General features: G+C 73.8%; 16 protein-coding genes. 10 read left to right on the top strand and 6 right to left on the bottom strand.

The annotated features are described in order from the left end of the window. Nucleotides 1-72: 72 nt before the first annotated feature. The 8 genes from ACGF5C_RS03345 to ACGF5C_RS03310 all read left to right on the top strand — a co-directional run bounded on the left by ACGF5C_RS03345 (nt 73) and on the right by ACGF5C_RS03310 (nt 7,427). Nucleotides 73-924 carry a maleylpyruvate isomerase family mycothiol-dependent enzyme gene (locus ACGF5C_RS03345; RefSeq protein ID WP_393296284.1) on the top strand — a complete coding sequence of 284 codons (852 nt, stop codon included), beginning with the start codon at nt 73-75 and terminating at the stop codon, nt 922-924. A 46-nt stretch (nt 925-970) separates the two neighbouring features. Further along, complete coding sequence (gene tsaB / locus ACGF5C_RS03340; protein ID WP_393296282.1) at nt 971-1,648, top strand: tRNA (adenosine(37)-N6)-threonylcarbamoyltransferase complex dimerization subunit type 1 TsaB; 678 nt, start codon at nt 971-973, stop codon at nt 1,646-1,648. Continuing rightward, complete coding sequence (rimI, locus tag ACGF5C_RS03335; protein ID WP_393296280.1) at nt 1,645-2,109, top strand: ribosomal protein S18-alanine N-acetyltransferase; 465 nt, start codon at nt 1,645-1,647, stop codon at nt 2,107-2,109. The genes tsaB and rimI overlap by 4 nt, the downstream gene beginning before the upstream one ends. Continuing rightward, the gene (gene tsaD, locus ACGF5C_RS03330; protein WP_393296278.1) at nt 2,102-3,148 is read left to right on the top strand and encodes a tRNA (adenosine(37)-N6)-threonylcarbamoyltransferase complex transferase subunit TsaD; all 1,047 of its coding nucleotides are present in this window, start codon (nt 2,102-2,104) and stop codon (nt 3,146-3,148) included. Before rimI ends, tsaD begins: the two co-directional genes overlap by 8 nt. A 17-nt stretch (nt 3,149-3,165) precedes the next feature. Beyond that, complete coding sequence (locus ACGF5C_RS03325; protein ID WP_357703579.1) at nt 3,166-3,420, top strand: hypothetical protein; 255 nt, start codon at nt 3,166-3,168, stop codon at nt 3,418-3,420. A 118-nt stretch (nt 3,421-3,538) separates the two neighbouring features. Then, nucleotides 3,539-5,239, top strand: a complete 1,701-nt coding sequence (locus ACGF5C_RS03320; protein ID WP_393296276.1) for an ABC transporter transmembrane domain-containing protein — start codon at nt 3,539-3,541, stop codon at nt 5,237-5,239. After that, nucleotides 5,239-7,005, top strand: a complete 1,767-nt coding sequence (locus ACGF5C_RS03315) for an ABC transporter ATP-binding protein (protein ID WP_393296274.1) — start codon at nt 5,239-5,241, stop codon at nt 7,003-7,005. Before ACGF5C_RS03320 ends, ACGF5C_RS03315 begins: the two co-directional genes overlap by 1 nt. Nucleotides 7,006-7,187: 182 nt before the next feature. Further along, the gene (locus ACGF5C_RS03310) at nt 7,188-7,427 is read left to right on the top strand and encodes a hypothetical protein (RefSeq protein ID WP_393296272.1); all 240 of its coding nucleotides are present in this window, start codon (nt 7,188-7,190) and stop codon (nt 7,425-7,427) included. Nucleotides 7,428-7,526: 99 nt separating this feature from the next. On the opposite strand, the gene ACGF5C_RS03305 is transcribed toward ACGF5C_RS03310, so the two are convergent. The 6 genes from ACGF5C_RS03305 to ACGF5C_RS03280 form a co-directional block, all read right to left on the bottom strand. Next, a complete protein-coding gene (locus ACGF5C_RS03305) occupies nt 7,527-8,708 on the bottom strand; it encodes an ROK family protein (RefSeq protein ID WP_393296270.1) in 1,182 nt (393 codons plus the stop codon). 28 nt (nt 8,709-8,736) lie between these two features. Further along, nucleotides 8,737-9,996: a sugar ABC transporter permease gene (locus ACGF5C_RS03300; protein ID WP_393296268.1), complete on the bottom strand. Its 1,260-nt coding sequence runs from the start codon at nt 9,994-9,996 to the stop codon at nt 8,737-8,739. Then, nucleotides 9,993-10,814: an ATP-binding cassette domain-containing protein gene (locus ACGF5C_RS03295; protein ID WP_357703594.1), complete on the bottom strand. Its 822-nt coding sequence runs from the start codon at nt 10,812-10,814 to the stop codon at nt 9,993-9,995. The genes ACGF5C_RS03300 and ACGF5C_RS03295 overlap by 4 nt, the downstream gene beginning before the upstream one ends. A gap of 106 nt (nt 10,815-10,920) precedes the next feature. Next, the gene (locus tag ACGF5C_RS03290) at nt 10,921-12,021 is read right to left on the bottom strand and encodes a sugar ABC transporter substrate-binding protein (protein ID WP_393296266.1); all 1,101 of its coding nucleotides are present in this window, start codon (nt 12,019-12,021) and stop codon (nt 10,921-10,923) included. A gap of 192 nt (nt 12,022-12,213) precedes the next feature. Then, on the bottom strand, nt 12,214-12,693 hold the full coding sequence (gene ybaK, locus ACGF5C_RS03285; RefSeq protein WP_393296264.1) for a Cys-tRNA(Pro) deacylase: 480 nt from the start codon (nt 12,691-12,693) through the stop codon (nt 12,214-12,216). A 50-nt stretch (nt 12,694-12,743) separates the two neighbouring features. After that, nucleotides 12,744-13,928 (bottom strand): methyltransferase domain-containing protein, encoded by a 1,185-nt coding sequence (locus tag ACGF5C_RS03280; RefSeq protein ID WP_393296262.1) that lies wholly within the window; start codon nt 13,926-13,928, stop codon nt 12,744-12,746. A gap of 249 nt (nt 13,929-14,177) precedes the next feature. On the opposite strand from ACGF5C_RS03280, the gene groES reads away from it, so the two are divergent. Next, a complete protein-coding gene (gene groES, locus ACGF5C_RS03275) occupies nt 14,178-14,492 on the top strand; it encodes a co-chaperone GroES (RefSeq protein ID WP_089012574.1) in 315 nt (104 codons plus the stop codon). A 70-nt stretch (nt 14,493-14,562) separates the two neighbouring features. Further along, entirely contained in the window at nt 14,563-16,209 is a 1,647-nt protein-coding gene (gene groL, locus ACGF5C_RS03270) for a chaperonin GroEL (protein ID WP_393296260.1), read from the top strand. Nucleotides 16,210-16,299: the final 90 nt, after the last annotated feature.

The raw sequence follows: 16,299 nt of genomic DNA, 5'->3' as shown, positions 1-16,299 counted from the left end.
TGCGCGTCACCGGGCGGTGACCGTGCGCTGTAGCCTGTTGCCTCCAGCGGTCGGCGAGCCGGGAGGCGGCGGATGACGGCGACGGTCAGCGACGAACGGTGGCGGGTGGCGCGGACGGCCCTGGCGGACCAGAGCGACCGCTTCGTCGATCTGGTCCGCGCCGCCCCGCCACAGGCCATGGCCACGGCCCACTGGTCGGTGGCGGACACGCTCGCCCATGTCGGCACCATCGCCTGGTTGTACGTCTGCCTGGTGGATCCGGAGCGCCCGCTCCCGCCGGTGCCGGGCTTCGACGGGCTGCTCCCCGAGACCAGCGTCGACACGGTGGCGGGCTTCAACGACGTGCTGCTCGGCCACCTCACCGAGCGCGACCCGCAGGTCCTGCTCGACCGGTTCCAGACCGACGTGAAGCAGTTCCTGGCCGCCTGCGAGGAGCGGCGCCCCGACGAGACGGTGTCGTGGCTCGGCGGGGCGCAGGTCCCCCTCGCCGGTCTCTGCGCCCACCTGGTCAACGAGGTGCTCATCCACGGCCACGACGTCGCCCGCGCCACCGGGCTGCCGTGGGAGGTGCCCAGCCCACACGCCGTGCTCTTCCTGGAGCTGTTCCTGGCCGGCGTGGTCCGGCACGGCTACGGGCGGCTGATCGACGGCGGGCCGCCGCCGAGTGAGCGCCGGATCGTGGTCGAGTTCCGCTCGGCGTACGCGGCCCCGGTCCGGCTGCTGCTGCACCGGGGCCGGGTGTCGTTCGCCGAGCCGGACGCCCGGCCCGACGCCGTGGTCGACCACGACCCCGCCACGCTCAACCTGATGATGTTCGGCCGGATCAGCCGGGCCCGGGCGGTGCTCACCGGCAAGGTGCGCGTCAGCGGGCGGCGCCCCTGGCTCCTGCCCGCCTTCCTGCGCAAGTTCCGTACCCCGAGCTGACCCGCGTCGCCGGGGCCGACGAGGGGGCCGGCTAGGCTGGCTTACCGTGCTCGTACTGGTGGTGGACAGCTCGACGCCCGCGGTGACGGCGGCGCTGGTGGAGGTCACGGCGGACGGCGTCGCGACCCGGGCGCACCGCTGCACGGTCGACGCCCGCGCCCACGGCGAACTGCTCGCCCCGCAGGTCGACGCGGTGCTCGCCGACGTCGACGCCCGCCCGGCCGACCTGGGCGCGATCGTCGCCGGGCTCGGCCCCGGCCCGTTCACCGGGCTCCGGGTGGGGCTGGTCACCGCCGCCACCATGGGCCAGGTGCTGGGCGTGCCGACGTACGGCGTCTGCTCGCTGGACGCCGTCGGCCACCCGGCGGCCGTCGGCGAGCCGGTGCTGGCGGCGAGCGACGCGCGGCGCCGGGAGATCTACTGGGCGGTCTACGACGGCGCGGGCCAGCGGATCGCCGGGCCGGAGGTGTCGGCCCCGGCGGTCGCCGCCGAGCGCGCCCGCGGCTTGGCCGTCACGGTCGCGGTCGGCGACGGCGCGCACCGGTACGCGGACACCCTGGGCCTGCCCGTGCGGGCCGAGCCGCGCTACCCGGACGCCGGCGTGCTGGCGACCCTGGCCGCCGAGCGGATCCGGGCCGGGGCCCCCGGCGAGGCGCTCACCCCGCTCTACCTGCGCCGGCCGGACGCCGTGGCGGCGACGGCCCGCAAGCCGGTCCTGCCATGACCGGGGTGCGCCTCCAACGGTTCCGGTGGTGGCACATCGACGAGGTGCTGCCGATCGAGGCGGACCTGTTCGGCGCCGAGCAGTGGTCGGCGGCGATGTTCTGGAACGAGCTGGCCAACGGGCACTTCTACCTGGTCGCCACCGACGATGACGGCACCGTGCTGGGCTACGCCGGGCTCACCGCGGCCCCGCCCGACGAGGCGTGGGTGCAGAACATCGCGGTGCGCCGGGACGCCCAGCGGCGCGGCGTCGGCCGGCTGCTGCTGGAGGCGCTGCTCGCCGAGGCGGCCCGGCTCGGGGCCCGCAGCACCCTGCTGGAGGTCGCGGCGGACAACGCCCCGGCCCAACTGCTCTACGCGGCGTACGGCTTCGAGCCGATCGGCGTGCGGCGCGGCTACTACCAACCGAGCAACACCGACGCGCTGGTCATGCAGCGCACCCGGGAGGTGGGCGATGACTGACGAACCCCTGGTCCTCGGCATCGAGACGTCCTGCGACGAGACCGGCGTCGGCATCGTGCGGGGGCACACGCTGCTGGCCGACGCGCTCGCGTCCAGCGTCGAGCAGCACGCCCGGTTCGGCGGGGTGGTGCCCGAGGTGGCGAGCCGGGCGCACCTGGAGGCCATCGTGCCGACCATGGACCGGGCGCTGAAGGAGGCGGGGGTGACCCTCGCCGACATCGACGCGATCGCGGTCACCTCCGGCCCGGGGCTGGCCGGCGCGCTGCTGGTCGGGGTGGCCGCCGCCAAGGGCTACGCGCTCGCCGCCGAGAAGCCGGTCTACGGCGTCAACCACCTGGCCGCGCACGTCGCCGTGGACACCCTGGAGCACGGGCCGCTGCCCGAGCCGGCGATCGCCCTGCTGGTCTCCGGTGGACACTCCTCCCTGCTCCTCGTCGACGACCTGGCCCGGGGCGTCACCCCGCTCGGCGCCACGATCGACGACGCGGCCGGCGAGGCGTTCGACAAGGTGGCCCGGCTGCTGGGCCTGCCGTTCCCCGGCGGGCCGTACATCGACCGGGAGGCCCGGGCCGGCGACCCGGCCGCCATCGGCTTCCCGCGCGGCCTGACCGCCGCCAAGGACCTCGCCGCCCACCGCTACGACTTCTCCTTCTCCGGACTGAAGACGGCGGTGGCCCGCTGGGTCGAGGCGCGGCAGCGGGCGGGCGAGCCGGTGCCGGTCGCCGACGTGGCGGCGTCCTTCCAGGAGGCGGTCTGCGACGTGCTGGTGCGCAAGGCGCTGGACGCCTGCCGGGCCAACGGTGTCGAGACGCTGGTGATCGGCGGTGGCGTGGCGGCCAACTCGCGGCTGCGGGCGATGGCCGAGCACCGCGCCGCCAAGGACGGCATCCGGGTCCGGGTGCCCCGACCGAAGCTCTGCACGGACAACGGCGCGATGGTCGCCGCCCTCGGCTCGCACCTGGTCGCCTCGGGTGTCGCGCCGAGCCGGCTGGACCTGCCCGCCGACTCGGCCATGCCGCTGACCACCGTCAGCGTGTGAACTCAGGGACGGATGACGTGATCGTGCGGATGTGGGAGGCGCGGGCCGAGCCGTACGGCGTCGCCGACCTGATCACCTGGGTCTGCGACGCGGCGCTGCCGGAGTTCGAGCACGACCCGATGCACCTGTCCAGCGAGGTGTTTTCCTCCACGGACCACCGGGTGGTGGTCATCTCCAAGTGGCGCAGCAATCCCCGCCCGCTGCCGGAGCCGCCGGCGATGCTGCTCGCCCGCCCGCCGCACTCGTGGGACTTCACCCAGGTCGACCGCTGACCGGCGCGCGCCGCCGTTCGACGTGGGTCGGGGCGCCGCCGTTCGACGTGAGCCGGGGCACGTCGCACTGGTAATTGGTTGGCGGCGCTGCCCATGCCCCGCCTAGCGTCGGTGGGTCATGCGTTTCTCACCGGCCGGCGACCCCGGCGCACCCGACACCCGCTCGGCGACCCGCTACCTGGTGTGGCTGGCCGGGCGGCACAAGGTGCTGTTCACCGTCGGCATCCTGCTCGGCGTCGTCTGGATGGTCGCCCAGGCGCTGGTGCCGGCGGCCGTCGGCCGGGCCGTCGACGGGCTCACCCGCGGGGACGAGGACGCGCTGCTCACCTGGGGGCTGGTGCTGCTGGGCCTGGGCGTGCTCCAGGCGGTCGCCGGGATCCTGCGGCACCGCTGCGCGGTGCACAACTTCCTCGCCGGGGCGTACCGGACGGTGCAGCTGACCGTGGGCGCGGCCAACCGGCTCGGCGCCGCGCTGCCGCGCCGGGTGGCCGCCGGCGAGGTGGTGAGCATCGGCACGGCCGACATCAACCAGATCGGCTCGGCGATCGACATCACCGCCCGGGGCACCGGCGCCGTCGTCGCGATCGTGACCGTCGGGGTGATCCTGCTCGGCGCCTCCCTGCCGCTCGGGCTGGTCGTGGTGCTCGGCGTGCCGCTGCTGATGGCGGTGGTCGGGCTGCTCATCCGGCCCCTGCACCGGCAGCAGCAGGCCTACCGGGACTCCGAGGGGGCGCTGACCACCCGGGCCGGCGACATCGTCTCCGCGCTGCGGGTGCTGCGTGGCGTCGGCGGCGAGCCGATGCTCTCCGCCCGCTACCGCGCGCGGTCCCAGGCGCTGCGCGCCGACGGCCTCCGGGTGGCCCGGGTCGAGTCGCTGCTGGAGGCGGCGCAGGTGCTGCTCCCCGGCGCGTTCCTGGTGCTGGTCACCTGGCTCGGCGCCCGGTTCGCGCTGCGTGGCGAGATCAGCGCCGGCCAGCTCGTGGCGTTCTACGGCTACACCGCGTTCCTGGTCAGCCCGCTGCGGCAGCTCACCGAGGCGGTGGACAAGCTGACCCGGGGGCACGTCGCCGCCCGGCGCGTGGTGCGGCTGCTGCGGCTCGACCCGGAACTCGTGGACCCGCCCCGGCCGGCGGCGCTGCCGGACGGCCCCGGTGAGTTGGTCGACGTGGAGTCGGGCGTGACCCTGCGGCCCGGCCGGTTCACCGCGCTCGCCGCGACCGCGCCCGAGGACGCGGCGGCGATCGTTGACCGCCTCGGCCGGTACGTCGACTCGGACGCGACGCTGCACGGCGTACCGCTGCGGGCGCTGCCGCTGGCGACGGTGCGGGAGCGGATCCTGGTGGCCGACAACAACGCGCACCTGTTCACCGGCCCGCTGCGCGCGGAGCTGGACCCGCACGACCGGGCCGACGAGGCGGCGATCGCGGCGGCGCTGGCGGCGGGGAGCGCGGCGGACATCGTGGAGGCACTGCCCGACGGGCTGGCCAGCGCCGTGGCCGAGCGGGGGCGGGAGTTCTCCGGCGGCCAGCAGCAGCGGCTGCGGCTGGCCCGGGCGCTCGTCGCCGACCCGGAGACCCTGCTGTTGGTCGAGCCGACCAGCGCCGTGGACGCGCACACCGAGGCCCGCATCGCCGAGCGGCTCGGCGCGGCTCGGGCCGGCCGGACCACCCTGGTCTGCACCACCAGCCCGCTCGTGCTGAACCGCGCCGACCATGTGATCTTCGTGGAGGACGGCAAGGTGGTGGCCGAGGGGGCGCACACCGCGCTGCTCGACGGCGAGCCGCGCTACCGGGCGACGGTCAGCCGGGGGGAGGACTGATGGCCACCGCACTGCCGGTCGCCGACGCGCGCCAGGTGCGCCGCTACGCCCGTACGCTGGTGCGCCGGCATCCGCGCGCGCTCGGCGTGGCGCTCGGCCTGCACGCCCTGGCCGCGGCGGCCGGCCTGGTCGCGCCGTGGCTGCTCGGCGACCTGGTCGAGGGGATCTCCCGGGGCACGACGGGCGTCACCGTCGACCGGATCGCGTTGCTGATCGCCGGCTTCGTGCTGGCGCAGTCGGTGCTGGTGCGGTTCGCCCACCTGGCGTCGGCGCGGCTCGGCGAGCGGGTGCTGGCCGAGCTGCGCGAGGAGTTCGTCGACCGGATCCTGGCGCTGCCGCTGGCCACCGTGGAGCGGGCCGGGACGGGCGACCTGCTCACCCGGACGTCCCGGGACGTCTCCGCGCTGTCCCGGACGGTCCGGTTCGCGGTGCCCGAGACGCTGATCGCGGTCGTCACCGGCTGCTTCATCGTCGGCGCGCTGCTCCTGGTCAACCCGCTGCTCGCGGTGCCCTGCCTGGTCGCGGTGCCGCTGCTGTGGGCCGGCACCCGGTGGTACCTGCGCCGCGCCCCGGACGGCTACCTGCGGGAGAACGCCGCCTACTCCGACATCACCGACGGGATCAGCGAGACCGTCGAGGGCTCGCGCACCACCGAGGCGTTGCGGCAGGAGGCGCGCCGCCGGGCCCGCACCGACGCCGACATCCACCGGTCGTACGCGGCCGAGCGCTACACCCTCCGGCTGCGCACGGTGTTCTTCCCGGTCACCGAGATCGGCTACGTGGTGCCGGTGGTCGCCACGCTGATCATCGGCGGCTGGTTCCACCTGAAGGGTTGGGTGAGCCTCGGCGAGGTCACCGCCGCCACGCTCTACGTTCAGCAACTGATCGACCCGGTCGACCGGCTGCTCTCCTGGCTGGACGAGTTGCAGGTCGGCGGCGCCTCGCTGGCGCGCCTGCTCGGGGTGGCCGACGCCGACGCCCCGACCACGGCCGGGTCGCCGACGCGGGCGGGCACCGACGTGCCGACGGGCGATCGGCGGCTCGCCGCCCGGGACGTCCGGTACGCGTACCGGACGGGGCGGGACGTGCTGCACGGGGTGACCCTGGTGCCGGAGCCGGGGGAGAAGCTGGCGATGGTCGGCCCCTCGGGCGCCGGAAAGTCCACCCTCGGCCGGCTGCTCGCCGGGGTGCACGCGCCCCGTTCCGGCTCGGTCACCGTGGCGGGGCAGCGGCTCGACGAGCTGCCCCTGGCCGAACTGCGGACGCACGTCGCGCTGGTCACCCAGGAGCACCACGTCTTCATCGGCACGCTGCGGGACAACGTGGCGATGGTCCGGCCGGGCGCCGACGAGGCGGCCGTCCGGTCGGCGCTGGCCGCCGTCGACGCGCTGGACTGGGCCGACGCGCTGCCGGACGGGCTCGACACGGTGGTCGGCGCCGGTGGGCACCCGCTGTCGCCCGCGCAGGCGCAGCAGTTGGCGCTGGCCCGGCTGGTGCTGGCCGACCCGCACACGCTGGTGCTGGACGAGGCCACCTCGCTGATCGACCCCCGGGCCGCCCGGCATCTGGAGCGCTCCCTCGCGGCCGTGCTCCAGGGCCGGACGGTGATCGCCATCGCGCACCGCCTCTTCTCGGCGCACGACGCCGACCGGGTCGCGGTGGTCGAGGACGGCCGGATCATCGAGATCGGCCCGCACGACGAGCTGGTCGCCGCAGGCGGTTCCTACGCGGCCCTCTGGCGCTCCTGGCACGGCACCCGCTCCTGACACCGACCGCCCGCCACCGGCCCTGACGTCGCCGTCCGTCACGCGCTCCTGACGTCGCGCCGTCCGTCACCCGTTCGACGGTTCGGCGGTGCCGCGTTCGCGTGGCGTACCACGATGTTGCCAGTGGCAGGCGATCGCGCACCCGCCACTGCGGCGTGGCCGGCGGGTGACGGGGGAGCGACGTGGGCGGTCTCGAACTCATCGTGGTGCTGGGCGTCACGGTGCTGGTCGGCACCGCCCTCGGCGGGCGGTACGGCGTGGCGCCCCCGGTCCTGCTCATCACGATGGGCGCGCTGTTGGCGTTCCTGCCGCCGCTGTCGCACGTGGTGCTGGAGCCCGAGGTGGTGCTGCGTCCGGCTGCTGGGACACGAGCCGAACGAGTAAACGGGCAGTGGTACGGGCCGGTACGACCTTCCTGGTGACGCTGCGTCTCTCCGGCCGAGGACCTCACCCTGCCGGCCGCTCCGGAGCCGCGGCGGCCCGGCGTGACACCGGGCAGGCGCCGGCGGCGGGCCGACCGGTCAGCCGGCGTCGAGCGGGTCGGCGAGCAGCCGTTCGAAGGCCAGCTCGGCGGCGCCGATCAGCGCCGCGTCGTCGCCCAGCTTCGGGGTGCGCAGCCGGACGCGCTCCAGGCAGGCCGGCAGGGCGATCGAGTTGAGCCGGCTGCGCACCTGGGCGGCGGCGGCGAGGTAGAGGTCCCGCATGGTGCCGCCGAAGATGACCATCTCCGGGTTGAAGATGTTCACCAGGTTGGCCACCCCGAAGCCGAGCCAGTCGCCGGCCTGGCGGACCGCAGTCTGCGCCCGGGCGTCGCCGCGGTCGGCGGCGTCGAAGACGGCCAGCAGCGCGTCCCGGCCCCGCGCGTCGGTGCGGCCGGCGGCGCGCAGCAGCGCGTGCTCGCCGATCTGGGTCTCCCAGCAGCCCCGGGAGCCGCACTCGCAGGGTGCGCCGTCGGGGACGACCACCATGTGCCCGACCTCGCCGCCGTAGCCGCCGTGCCCCGTGAGCCGGCGACCGCCGGCGATGATGCCGGCGCCCACGCCCACGTCCCCGTACAGGTAGATGACGTTGTCGCAGCCGGCCGCCGTGCCGCGCGCGTGCTCGGCGAACGCCGCCACGTCGGCCACGTTGCCGACCGTGATCGGGACCTCGCAGCCCAGTTCGGCGGCGAGCGCCGCGCCGATCGGCTCGTCCACCCAGCCGGTGGTCGGTCCCAGCCGGACCAGCCCGTCGTCGCGGCGGACCATGCCGCAGACCGCGACGCCCGCGCCGACGCAGACCGCGTCGGCCGGCACGGTCTGCTGCATCTCCTTGACCGCCCCAGCCAGCAGCGGGGCGGCCTCCGCGGCGGTCAGACCCCGGGGCCGGGCCAGCTCCCGGCGGTCGAGCACCGCCCCGCCGAGGCCGACCCGCGCGGCCCGCAGCCGGTCCACCTCGATGCTGCACGCGTACGCGTGCACCCGCTCCGACTCGGGCCGGACGACCAGCGACGGTCGCCCGGCCCGGCCGGTCTCCTTCGGCGTCCCCTCGCTGACCAGCCCGGCGCCGGCCAGGTCGGCGGTCAGCGCGCCGATGGTGCTGCGGTTGAGCCCCAGCGCGCTGGTCAGTTCCGCACGGGTGGTCGCCCCGTGGACGTGTACGTACCGCAGCAACGCGCCCAGGTTCTGCCGGCGGATCTCGTCCTGGGTGGGGCCTGCGCGCATCGCTGTCGTCACTTCCTGTGCCGCGCGGTCAGCGGTTGCCGGTGGCGGCGGAGCGCCGGCGGGAGAACGCGTCCACGCTCGCGGCGAGCAGCAGCACCACGCCGGTGACCACGTACTTCACCCCCGAGCTGTATTCCATCAGGCCCATCCCGTTGTCGATGACGGCGACGACCGCGCCACCGAGGACGGCGTCGAGCACCCGGCCCTTGCCGCCGAAGAGGCTGGTGCCTCCGATGACCGCCGCGCCGACCGCGTAGAGCAGTACGTTACTGCCACCCGTGTTCGGGTCCACCGAGTTGGCCCGGCTGGCGGCGACGATGCCGCCGACGGCCGCCATCGAGGAGCAGATCACGAAGACCGAGATGCGGATCCGGTCGACGTCGATGCCCGCCCGGCGCGCCGCCTCCTTGTTGCCGCCCACCGCGTAGACGTGCCGGCCGTAGCTGGTGCGCTGGAGCACGAACGTCCAGAAGACCAGCAGCACCGCGATGATCGGCACCACGATCGGCACGCCCTTGAGCGAGCTGATCACGACGTTGCGGCTGCGCTCCAGGTTGAGGATGAAGACCGCCGCCCCGAGGACGAGCGCCAGCCCGCCGATCCGGGCGAACACCACCGCGATCGGGTCGGTGACCAGCCCCCGGAAGGCCCGCGTACGGTGCCGGAGCAGCTGCACGGCCGCGTAGCCGGCGACTGCCACGGCGGCCAGCAGCCAGCCGAGGACGGGGGAGAGGTTGCGGTTGGCGATGGCCACCAGCACCTCGTCGCGGACGGAGATGTTGGTGCCCTCCTCCATCAGCATCAGCACGATGCCCTGGAAGGCGAGGAACCCGGCGAGGGTCACCACGAAGGACGGGATGCCGATCTTCGCGACGAGGAAGCCGAGGACGGTGCCGATCACCACGCCGGTGACGATCGCGGCGAGCACGGCCACGTACCACGGGTGGCCGAGCACGGTGACGACGTTGGCGAGGATGGCGGCGCAGACCCCGCTGGCGAAGCCGGCGGAGAGGTCGATCTCGCCGAGCAGCAGGACGAAGACCAGGCCCATCGCGATCAGCGTGACCGCGGCGCCCTGGGTGAACAGGTTGGCGAAGTTGCCGGCGGTGAGGAACGACGGCTGCATGATCGAGAAGACCGTGCAGAGCACGACCAGGCCGAGCACGGCGGGTAGCGCGCCGATGTCGCCGCCGCGGACCCGGCTCACGTAGCTGCGGACGTGGCTGCCGAGGGTGGGCGGTCGGGTGCCGGGCGCCGGGCCGCCCTTCCGCACGACGGTCGTGATCATCGGACGCCTCCTGCGTTGCTGTCGGCCGGCCCCGCGCCGTGGCCGTTGCCGCCGTTGGCAAGGTCGGCGAGCCCGAGCCCGCCGGTGCGGCCGGCGGTGATCAGCTCGACCACCTGCGCGTGGGTGATGTCGGTGGTCTTCACCTGGGCGACCATCTGGCCGAGGTAGAGCGCGGCGATCCGGTCGGAGACGGCGAAGACGTCGTTCATGTTGTGCGAGATGAGCACCACGGCCAGCCCGTTGTCGGCGAGCCGGCGGACCAGTTCGAGCACCTGGGCGGTCTGCGCGACGCCGAGCGCGGCGGTCGGCTCGTCGAGGATGACGAGCCTGCTGTTCCAGAGCACGGCCTTGGCGATCGCGACGGTCTGGCGCTGGCCCCCCGAGAGGCTGGAGACGTGCTGCCGCAGCGACTTGACGGTCCGTACGCTCAGCCCGGCGAGGGTGTCGGCGGCCATCTGCTCCATGGTCGGCTCGTCGAGCACGATGCCGCTGCGCTTCTCCCGGCCGAGGAACATGTTCTGCACGATGTCGAGGTTGTCGCAGAGCGCGAGGTCCTGGTAGACGACCTCGATGCCGAGCGCGGCGGCGTCGCGGGGGCTGTTGATGGTCACCGGCCGGCCGTCGAAGAGGAACTGGCCGGCGTCGGTGGGATGGATGCCGCTGATGCACTTGACCAGGGTCGACTTGCCGGCGCCGTTGTCGCCGACCAGCGCGGTCACCTCGCCCGGGTGGGCGGCGAAGGCGACGTCGCGCAGGACCTGGACGGGACCGAAGCTCTTGTCGATCCCGCGTAGTTCCAGCAGGGGGGTTGCGGACACGGGGGTCTCCTTCAGACGGAGGGGAGGTCTCGGGTCCCGCCGGCGCGAGCCGCCGCCCGGCACAGGGCGGCCGTGCCGGGCGGCGTACGCGTGGATCGGGTACGGGTCAGCTGATGCCGGCGTCGGCGCAGAGCTTGGCGTACGTCCCGGCGCAGACCTCGTCCTTGGTGACGTAGCCGTCGGCGATGACGTCCTTGACGTTCTCCTTGTAGATCGCCTTCGGGGTCAACAGCACGGCCGGGACGTCCCGGCCACCCTCCGGGTCCTTGACCGTCTGGCCGGTGTCCTTCTTCACACCCTTGGCCACCGCGATGGCCAGCTCCGCGGCGGCGTCGGCCTCCTGCTTGACCGCCTTGTACACGGTCATGCACTGGTCGCCGGCGAGGATGTGTTGCAGTCCCTGCGGGGTGGCGTCCTGGCCGGTCACCGGGATCTTGCCGTTGAGCTTGTTCTTCTTCAGCACCGAGATGGCCGCGTTGCCGAGGCCGTCGTTGGCCGCGAGCACGCCGTCGATCTTGCCGCGGGTCTGGGTGAGCATCTGCTCGAAGATGGTGGCGGCCTGGGCGTTGTCCCACTCCGGGACGTTCTGGTCCGGGCCCTTGGTGTATTCCTTCGAGTCGAACTTCGGCTTGAGCACCGAGTCGTACCCGTTCTTGAACAGGGTCGCGTTGTTGTCGGTCGGGGCGCCGTTGAGGTAGGCCACGACCGGGTTCTTGGCGCCCTTGTCGGTGAGGCACTTGCTGAGGCCCTCGCCCTGGAGCTTGCCGACGGCCTCGTTGTCGAAGCTGACGTAGTAGGTGGCCGAGCCGCCCAGGGTGAGCCGGTCGTAGTCGATCGTCGCCACGCCCTGGGACTTGGCCTTGTCGAGCACGGCCTTGCCGGTGCCGGAGTCCAGGTTGACGATCATCAGGGCGGTCACGCCGTTGGTGATCATCTGGTCGGCGATGGTCTGGAACGCGTTCTTGTCGCCCTGGGCGTTCTGGATGTCGTACTGGACACCGGCCGCCTTGAACGCCTCCTCCAGGAACTTGCGGTCCGCGCCCTCCCAGCGGGCGGAGGACTTGCTGTCCGGCAGGATCACGCCGATCTTCGGGGCCTTGTCGCTGCCGCCGGCCTGGTCACCGCTGCCGGAGTCGTCGCCGCAGGCGGTCATGCCGCCGGTGGCGAGCAGGCCCACGGCGGCGAGGGTGAGGAAGCCCTTGCGCATGTGCAGGGTCCTTTCGGGGGTGGGGGATGATGCTGGTTTGTTGTGTCCGGCAACGTATTCTGCGTCACACCGCGGGCACAAGAGTGCCGAGGTGGCGAGTTTGTTGTCGGCAGTAACAATTCAGCAACGTCCCTGTCACCCGGCCGTCGCCCCGCACGGGAGCTCTCTCGTCGACTCCGGGGGCGGCGCAGCTCAGCGGGCGGACAGCGGGGCCGTGGCCGCCCCGGTGAGGGCGACCAGATCCTGCGGGGCGAGCTGGAGCTGGAGGCCGCGCCGGCCCGCCGAGACGTAGACGGTGGCATGGTCGAGCGCCGACGAGTCGAGCACCGTGGGCAGCCGCCGGCGCTGGCCGAGCGGGCTGATCCCGCCGCGCACGTAGCCGGTGGCCCGTTCGGCCACCGCCCGGTCGGCCATGGCGGCCCGCTTGCCGCCGACCGCCGCGGCGAGCGCCTTGAGGTCCAGCTCGCCGGTGACCGGCACGACCGCCACGGTCAGCGCGCCGTCGACCTCGGCGACCAGCGACTTGAACACCCGCTCCGGCGGCACCCCCAGCGCCGTCGCGACCAGCGCGCCGTAGTTCGGCGCGTCGGGGGAGACGTCGTACGGATGCGTGCTGTGGGCGATCTTCCGCTTCGTCAGCAGCGCGGTCGCCGGAGTGCCCTGTCCCGCCATGACCGTCAAGCTAACCCGGGTCCGGGTGACCCGCGAGCCGATAAGGCCGGCTACCCGGCCGGGCGGCAGACCAGCACCGTCGGCGCGCCGGCCACCCGGGTCAGCACCAGGCTGGCCGCCTCGTCGCCGGCCAGCCGCAGGTCCCGCCGCAGCTTCTCCGGCTCCAGCGCGGAGCCGCGCTTGAGGATCTCCACCCGCCCGACCCGACGCTCCCGCAGCAGCGCCCGCAGCCGCTTCAGCGAGAACGGCAGCACGTCGGTGACCTCCAGGCGGCGGGCGAACGGGGTCGCCGCCGGGGCGTCCGCGTAGAGGTAGGCGATGCTCGGGTCGGCCAGCGTCGCGCCGAGGGCACCGGCCAGCTCCGCGACCAGGTGCGCGCGGACCACCGCCGGGTCCGGGTCGTACAGGAAGCGACGGATCGGCCCGACCGGCGCCTCGGCGTCGCCGGAGCCGGTCAGCGCGTGCGCGGCGGCACCGCGCAGCAGGGTGGCCCGGCGGGGGACCTCGGCGAGCCGGCCGCACCACAGCGCCGCCTCGACCAGGTCGCCGTCCGCGCTCACCCACTCCGCCTCGGCGCCCGCGGGGATCAGCGCGTGGTCGATCCCGGGCGCCACCTTCACCACCGTGTACGGCACCCGCGCGGCCAGGCCGACGACGAAGTCCCAGGGCGGGGAGTAGGCGTTCGGGTCGAAGACCCGCCGCCCGGTGCCCGCCTTCCGCCGCGCCGGGTCGCAGAACACCCCGTCGACCCGGCTGACGTCGAACGCCGTGGCGTCGCCGCACTCCACCGTGAACAGCTCGGCCAGCCCGGCCGCCTCCGCGTTGGCGGCGGCCATCGCGGCGGTCAACGGGTCGGCCTCCACCCCGTACACCCGGATACCGGCCCGGGCGGCGGCGAGCGCGTCCGCGCCGAGGCCGCACCCGAGGTCGGCCAGGGTGCGCACGCCGGCGGCGCGCAGCCGGCGCGCGCGCCGCGCCGCGACGGCGCCGCGGGTGGCCTGCTCCAGTCCGGCCCGGGTCAGGAACATCCCCGCCGCCGCCGGCCCGAACTTGCCGACCGCCCGGCGGCGCAGCTCGGCCTGGGTGAGTGCGGCCGCCGCCAGCGCGGGCGGCATCCCGGCCGAGCGGAGCGCCGCCGCCGCGGCCAGCGGGTCGCCGCCGGCCACCCGCGCGGCCGCGTCGAGCGCGACCGACCCCTCGGGCGTACGCAGGGCGGCGAACTGGTCGAGGTCCACGCGGTCATTCTGGCCGCCCGGCCCGACGCGCCGCCCGGCGGGTTGGCACTCTCCTTGACGGAGTGCTAGCCGAGGAATAACCTGCGATTAGCACTCTCACCCCGAGGGTGCCAGCTTCCGGGCCGTCAGGCCTGGGCGCTGAACGCCAGGCGGACCGGCACCCGCGACGACGGCCCCGCCCGGTGGCATGTGGCAGATTGACGCTGGTCGGCTCGCCGGCCGGTAACGAAACCAGTACCCCAGGAGGGTATGCCCGTGACTACCGCGACCAAGGTTGCGATCAAGCCGCTCGAGGACCGGATCCTGGTCCAGGCGAACGAGGCTGAGACCACCACGGCGTCGGGCATCGTGATCCCCGACACCGCCAAGGAGAAGCCGCAGGAGGGCACCGTCCTCGCTGTCGGCCCGGGCCGCGTCGACGACAAGGGCAACCGGATCCCGGTTGACGTCAAGGTCGGCGACACCGTCATCTACTCGAAGTACGGCGGCACCGAGGTCAAGTACGCCGGCGAGGAGTACCTGGTGCTCTCCGCCCGCGACGTCCTCGCGGTCATCGAGAAGTAAGCAACCGATCAGTGTCGTTGCCCCGGTCCGGCTCGCCGGGCCGGGGCAGCGTCGCTTCGAAGGGACATTCATGGCGAAGATCCTGAGCTTCTCGGACGACGCCCGGCACCTGCTCGAGCACGGTGTCAACGCCCTCGCGGACGCGGTCAAGGTGACCCTCGGCCCGCGCGGGCGCAACGTCGTCCTGGACAAGAAATTCGGTGCGCCCACGATCACCAACGACGGCGTGACCATCGCCAAGGAGATCGAGCTCACCAACCCGTACGAGAACCTCGGCGCGCAGCTGGTCAAGGAGGTGGCGACCAAGACCAACGACGTCGCCGGCGACGGGACCACCACCGCCACCGTGCTGGCCCAGGCGATGGTCCGCGAGGGCCTGCGCAACGTGGCCGCCGGCGCCAACCCGACCGGCCTCAAGCGGGGCATCGACGCGGCGGCCGCCAAGGTCTCCGAGGCGCTGCTCGGCCGCGCGGTCGAGGTCGCCGACAAGAAGTCGATCGCGCACGTCGCGACCATCTCCGCGCAGGACGCCACCATCGGCGAGCTGATCGCCGAGGCGATGGAGAGGGTCGGCCGCGACGGTGTCATCACCGTCGAGGAGGGCTCCGCGCTCACCACCGAGCTGGACGTCACCGAGGGCCTCCAGTTCGACAAGGGCTTCATCTCGCCGAACTTCGTCACCGACGTGGAGGGGCAGGAGTCGGTCCTGGAGGACCCGTACATCCTGATCACCACCCAGAAGATCTCGGCGATCGAGGAGCTGCTGCCGCTGCTGGAGAAGGTCCTCCAGGACAGCAAGCCGCTGCTGATCATCGCCGAGGACGTCGAGGGCCAGGCGCTGTCCACCCTGGTGGTCAACTCGATCCGCAAGACCCTCAAGGTCTGCGCGGTCAAGGCCCCCGGCTTCGGCGACCGCCGCAAGGCGATGCTCCAGGACATGGCGATCCTCACCGGCGCCGAGCTGGTCGCCCCGGAGCTGGGCTACAAGCTCGACCAGGTGGGCCTGGAGGTGCTCGGCAGCGCCCGCCGCGTGGTGGTCGACAAGGAGAACACCACGATCGTCGACGGCGGCGGCCAGGCGAGCGAGGTCGCGGACCGGGTGGCCCAGATCCGCAAGGAGATCGAGGCCTCCGACTCCGACTGGGACCGGGAGAAGCTCGCCGAGCGGCTGGCCAAGCTGTCCGGCGGCATCGCGGTCATCAAGGTCGGCGCCGCGACCGAGGTCGAGATGAAGGAGCGCAAGCACCGCATCGAGGACGCGATCGCCGCGACCAAGGCCGCGGTCGAGGAGGGCACCGTCCCGGGCGGCGGCGCCGCCCTGGCGCAGATCCTGCCGGCGCTGGACGACGACCTCGGCTTCACCGGTGACGAGAAGGTCGGCGTCTCGATCGTGCGCAAGGCGCTGGTCGAGCCGCTGCGCTGGATCGCCCAGAACGCCGGCCACGACGGCTACGTCGTGGTGCAGAAGGTCGTCGGCAAGGAGTGGGGCCACGGCCTCGACGCCGCCAGCGGCGAGTACGTCGACCTGGCGAAGTCCGGCATCCTCGACCCGGTGAAGGTGACCCGCAACGCGGTCAGCAACGCCGCGTCGATCGCCGGCCTGCTGCTCACCACGGAGAGCCTCGTGGTGGAGAAGCCGGAGAAGGCCGAGCCGGCCGCCGCCGGTGGTCACGGCCACGGCCACGGTCACGGCCACCAGCACGGCCCGGGCTTCTGACCCTCGCCGTACGCCTCGTCGGGGCGCACCGTCCGCGTGACGGTGCGCCCCGACGCCTTTCCGCCGGCGGCGCGCCGCCCGTGGGCCTGG

Origin of the sequence: Micromonospora sp. NPDC047620 (assembly GCF_043205005.1) — a bacterium.
Taxonomy (GTDB): Bacteria; Actinomycetota; Actinomycetes; order Mycobacteriales; family Micromonosporaceae; genus Micromonospora.
This window is presented reverse-complemented; position numbering and strand designations above follow the sequence as displayed.

What these genes read in the sequence shown, in the direction of transcription:
- ACGF5C_RS03345 (WP_393296284.1), top strand. Translation starts at nt 73, where the DNA reads ATGACGGCGACGGTCAGCGACGAACGGTGGCGGGTGGCGCGGACGGCC.
- rimI (WP_393296280.1), top strand. Translation starts at nt 1,645, where the DNA reads ATGACCGGGGTGCGCCTCCAACGGTTCCGGTGGTGGCACATCGACGAG.
- tsaD (WP_393296278.1), top strand. Translation starts at nt 2,102, where the DNA reads ATGACTGACGAACCCCTGGTCCTCGGCATCGAGACGTCCTGCGACGAG.
- ACGF5C_RS03320 (WP_393296276.1), top strand. Translation starts at nt 3,539, where the DNA reads ATGCGTTTCTCACCGGCCGGCGACCCCGGCGCACCCGACACCCGCTCG.
- ACGF5C_RS03315 (WP_393296274.1), top strand. Translation starts at nt 5,239, where the DNA reads ATGGCCACCGCACTGCCGGTCGCCGACGCGCGCCAGGTGCGCCGCTAC.
- ACGF5C_RS03305 (WP_393296270.1), bottom strand. Translation starts at nt 8,708, where the DNA reads ATGCGCGCAGGCCCCACCCAGGACGAGATCCGCCGGCAGAACCTGGGC.
- ACGF5C_RS03300 (WP_393296268.1), bottom strand. Translation starts at nt 9,996, where the DNA reads ATGATCACGACCGTCGTGCGGAAGGGCGGCCCGGCGCCCGGCACCCGA.
- ACGF5C_RS03290 (WP_393296266.1), bottom strand. Translation starts at nt 12,021, where the DNA reads ATGCGCAAGGGCTTCCTCACCCTCGCCGCCGTGGGCCTGCTCGCCACC.
- ybaK (WP_393296264.1), bottom strand. Translation starts at nt 12,693, where the DNA reads ATGGCGGGACAGGGCACTCCGGCGACCGCGCTGCTGACGAAGCGGAAG.
- groES (WP_089012574.1), top strand. Translation starts at nt 14,178, where the DNA reads ATGCCCGTGACTACCGCGACCAAGGTTGCGATCAAGCCGCTCGAGGAC.
- groL (WP_393296260.1), top strand. Translation starts at nt 14,563, where the DNA reads ATGGCGAAGATCCTGAGCTTCTCGGACGACGCCCGGCACCTGCTCGAG.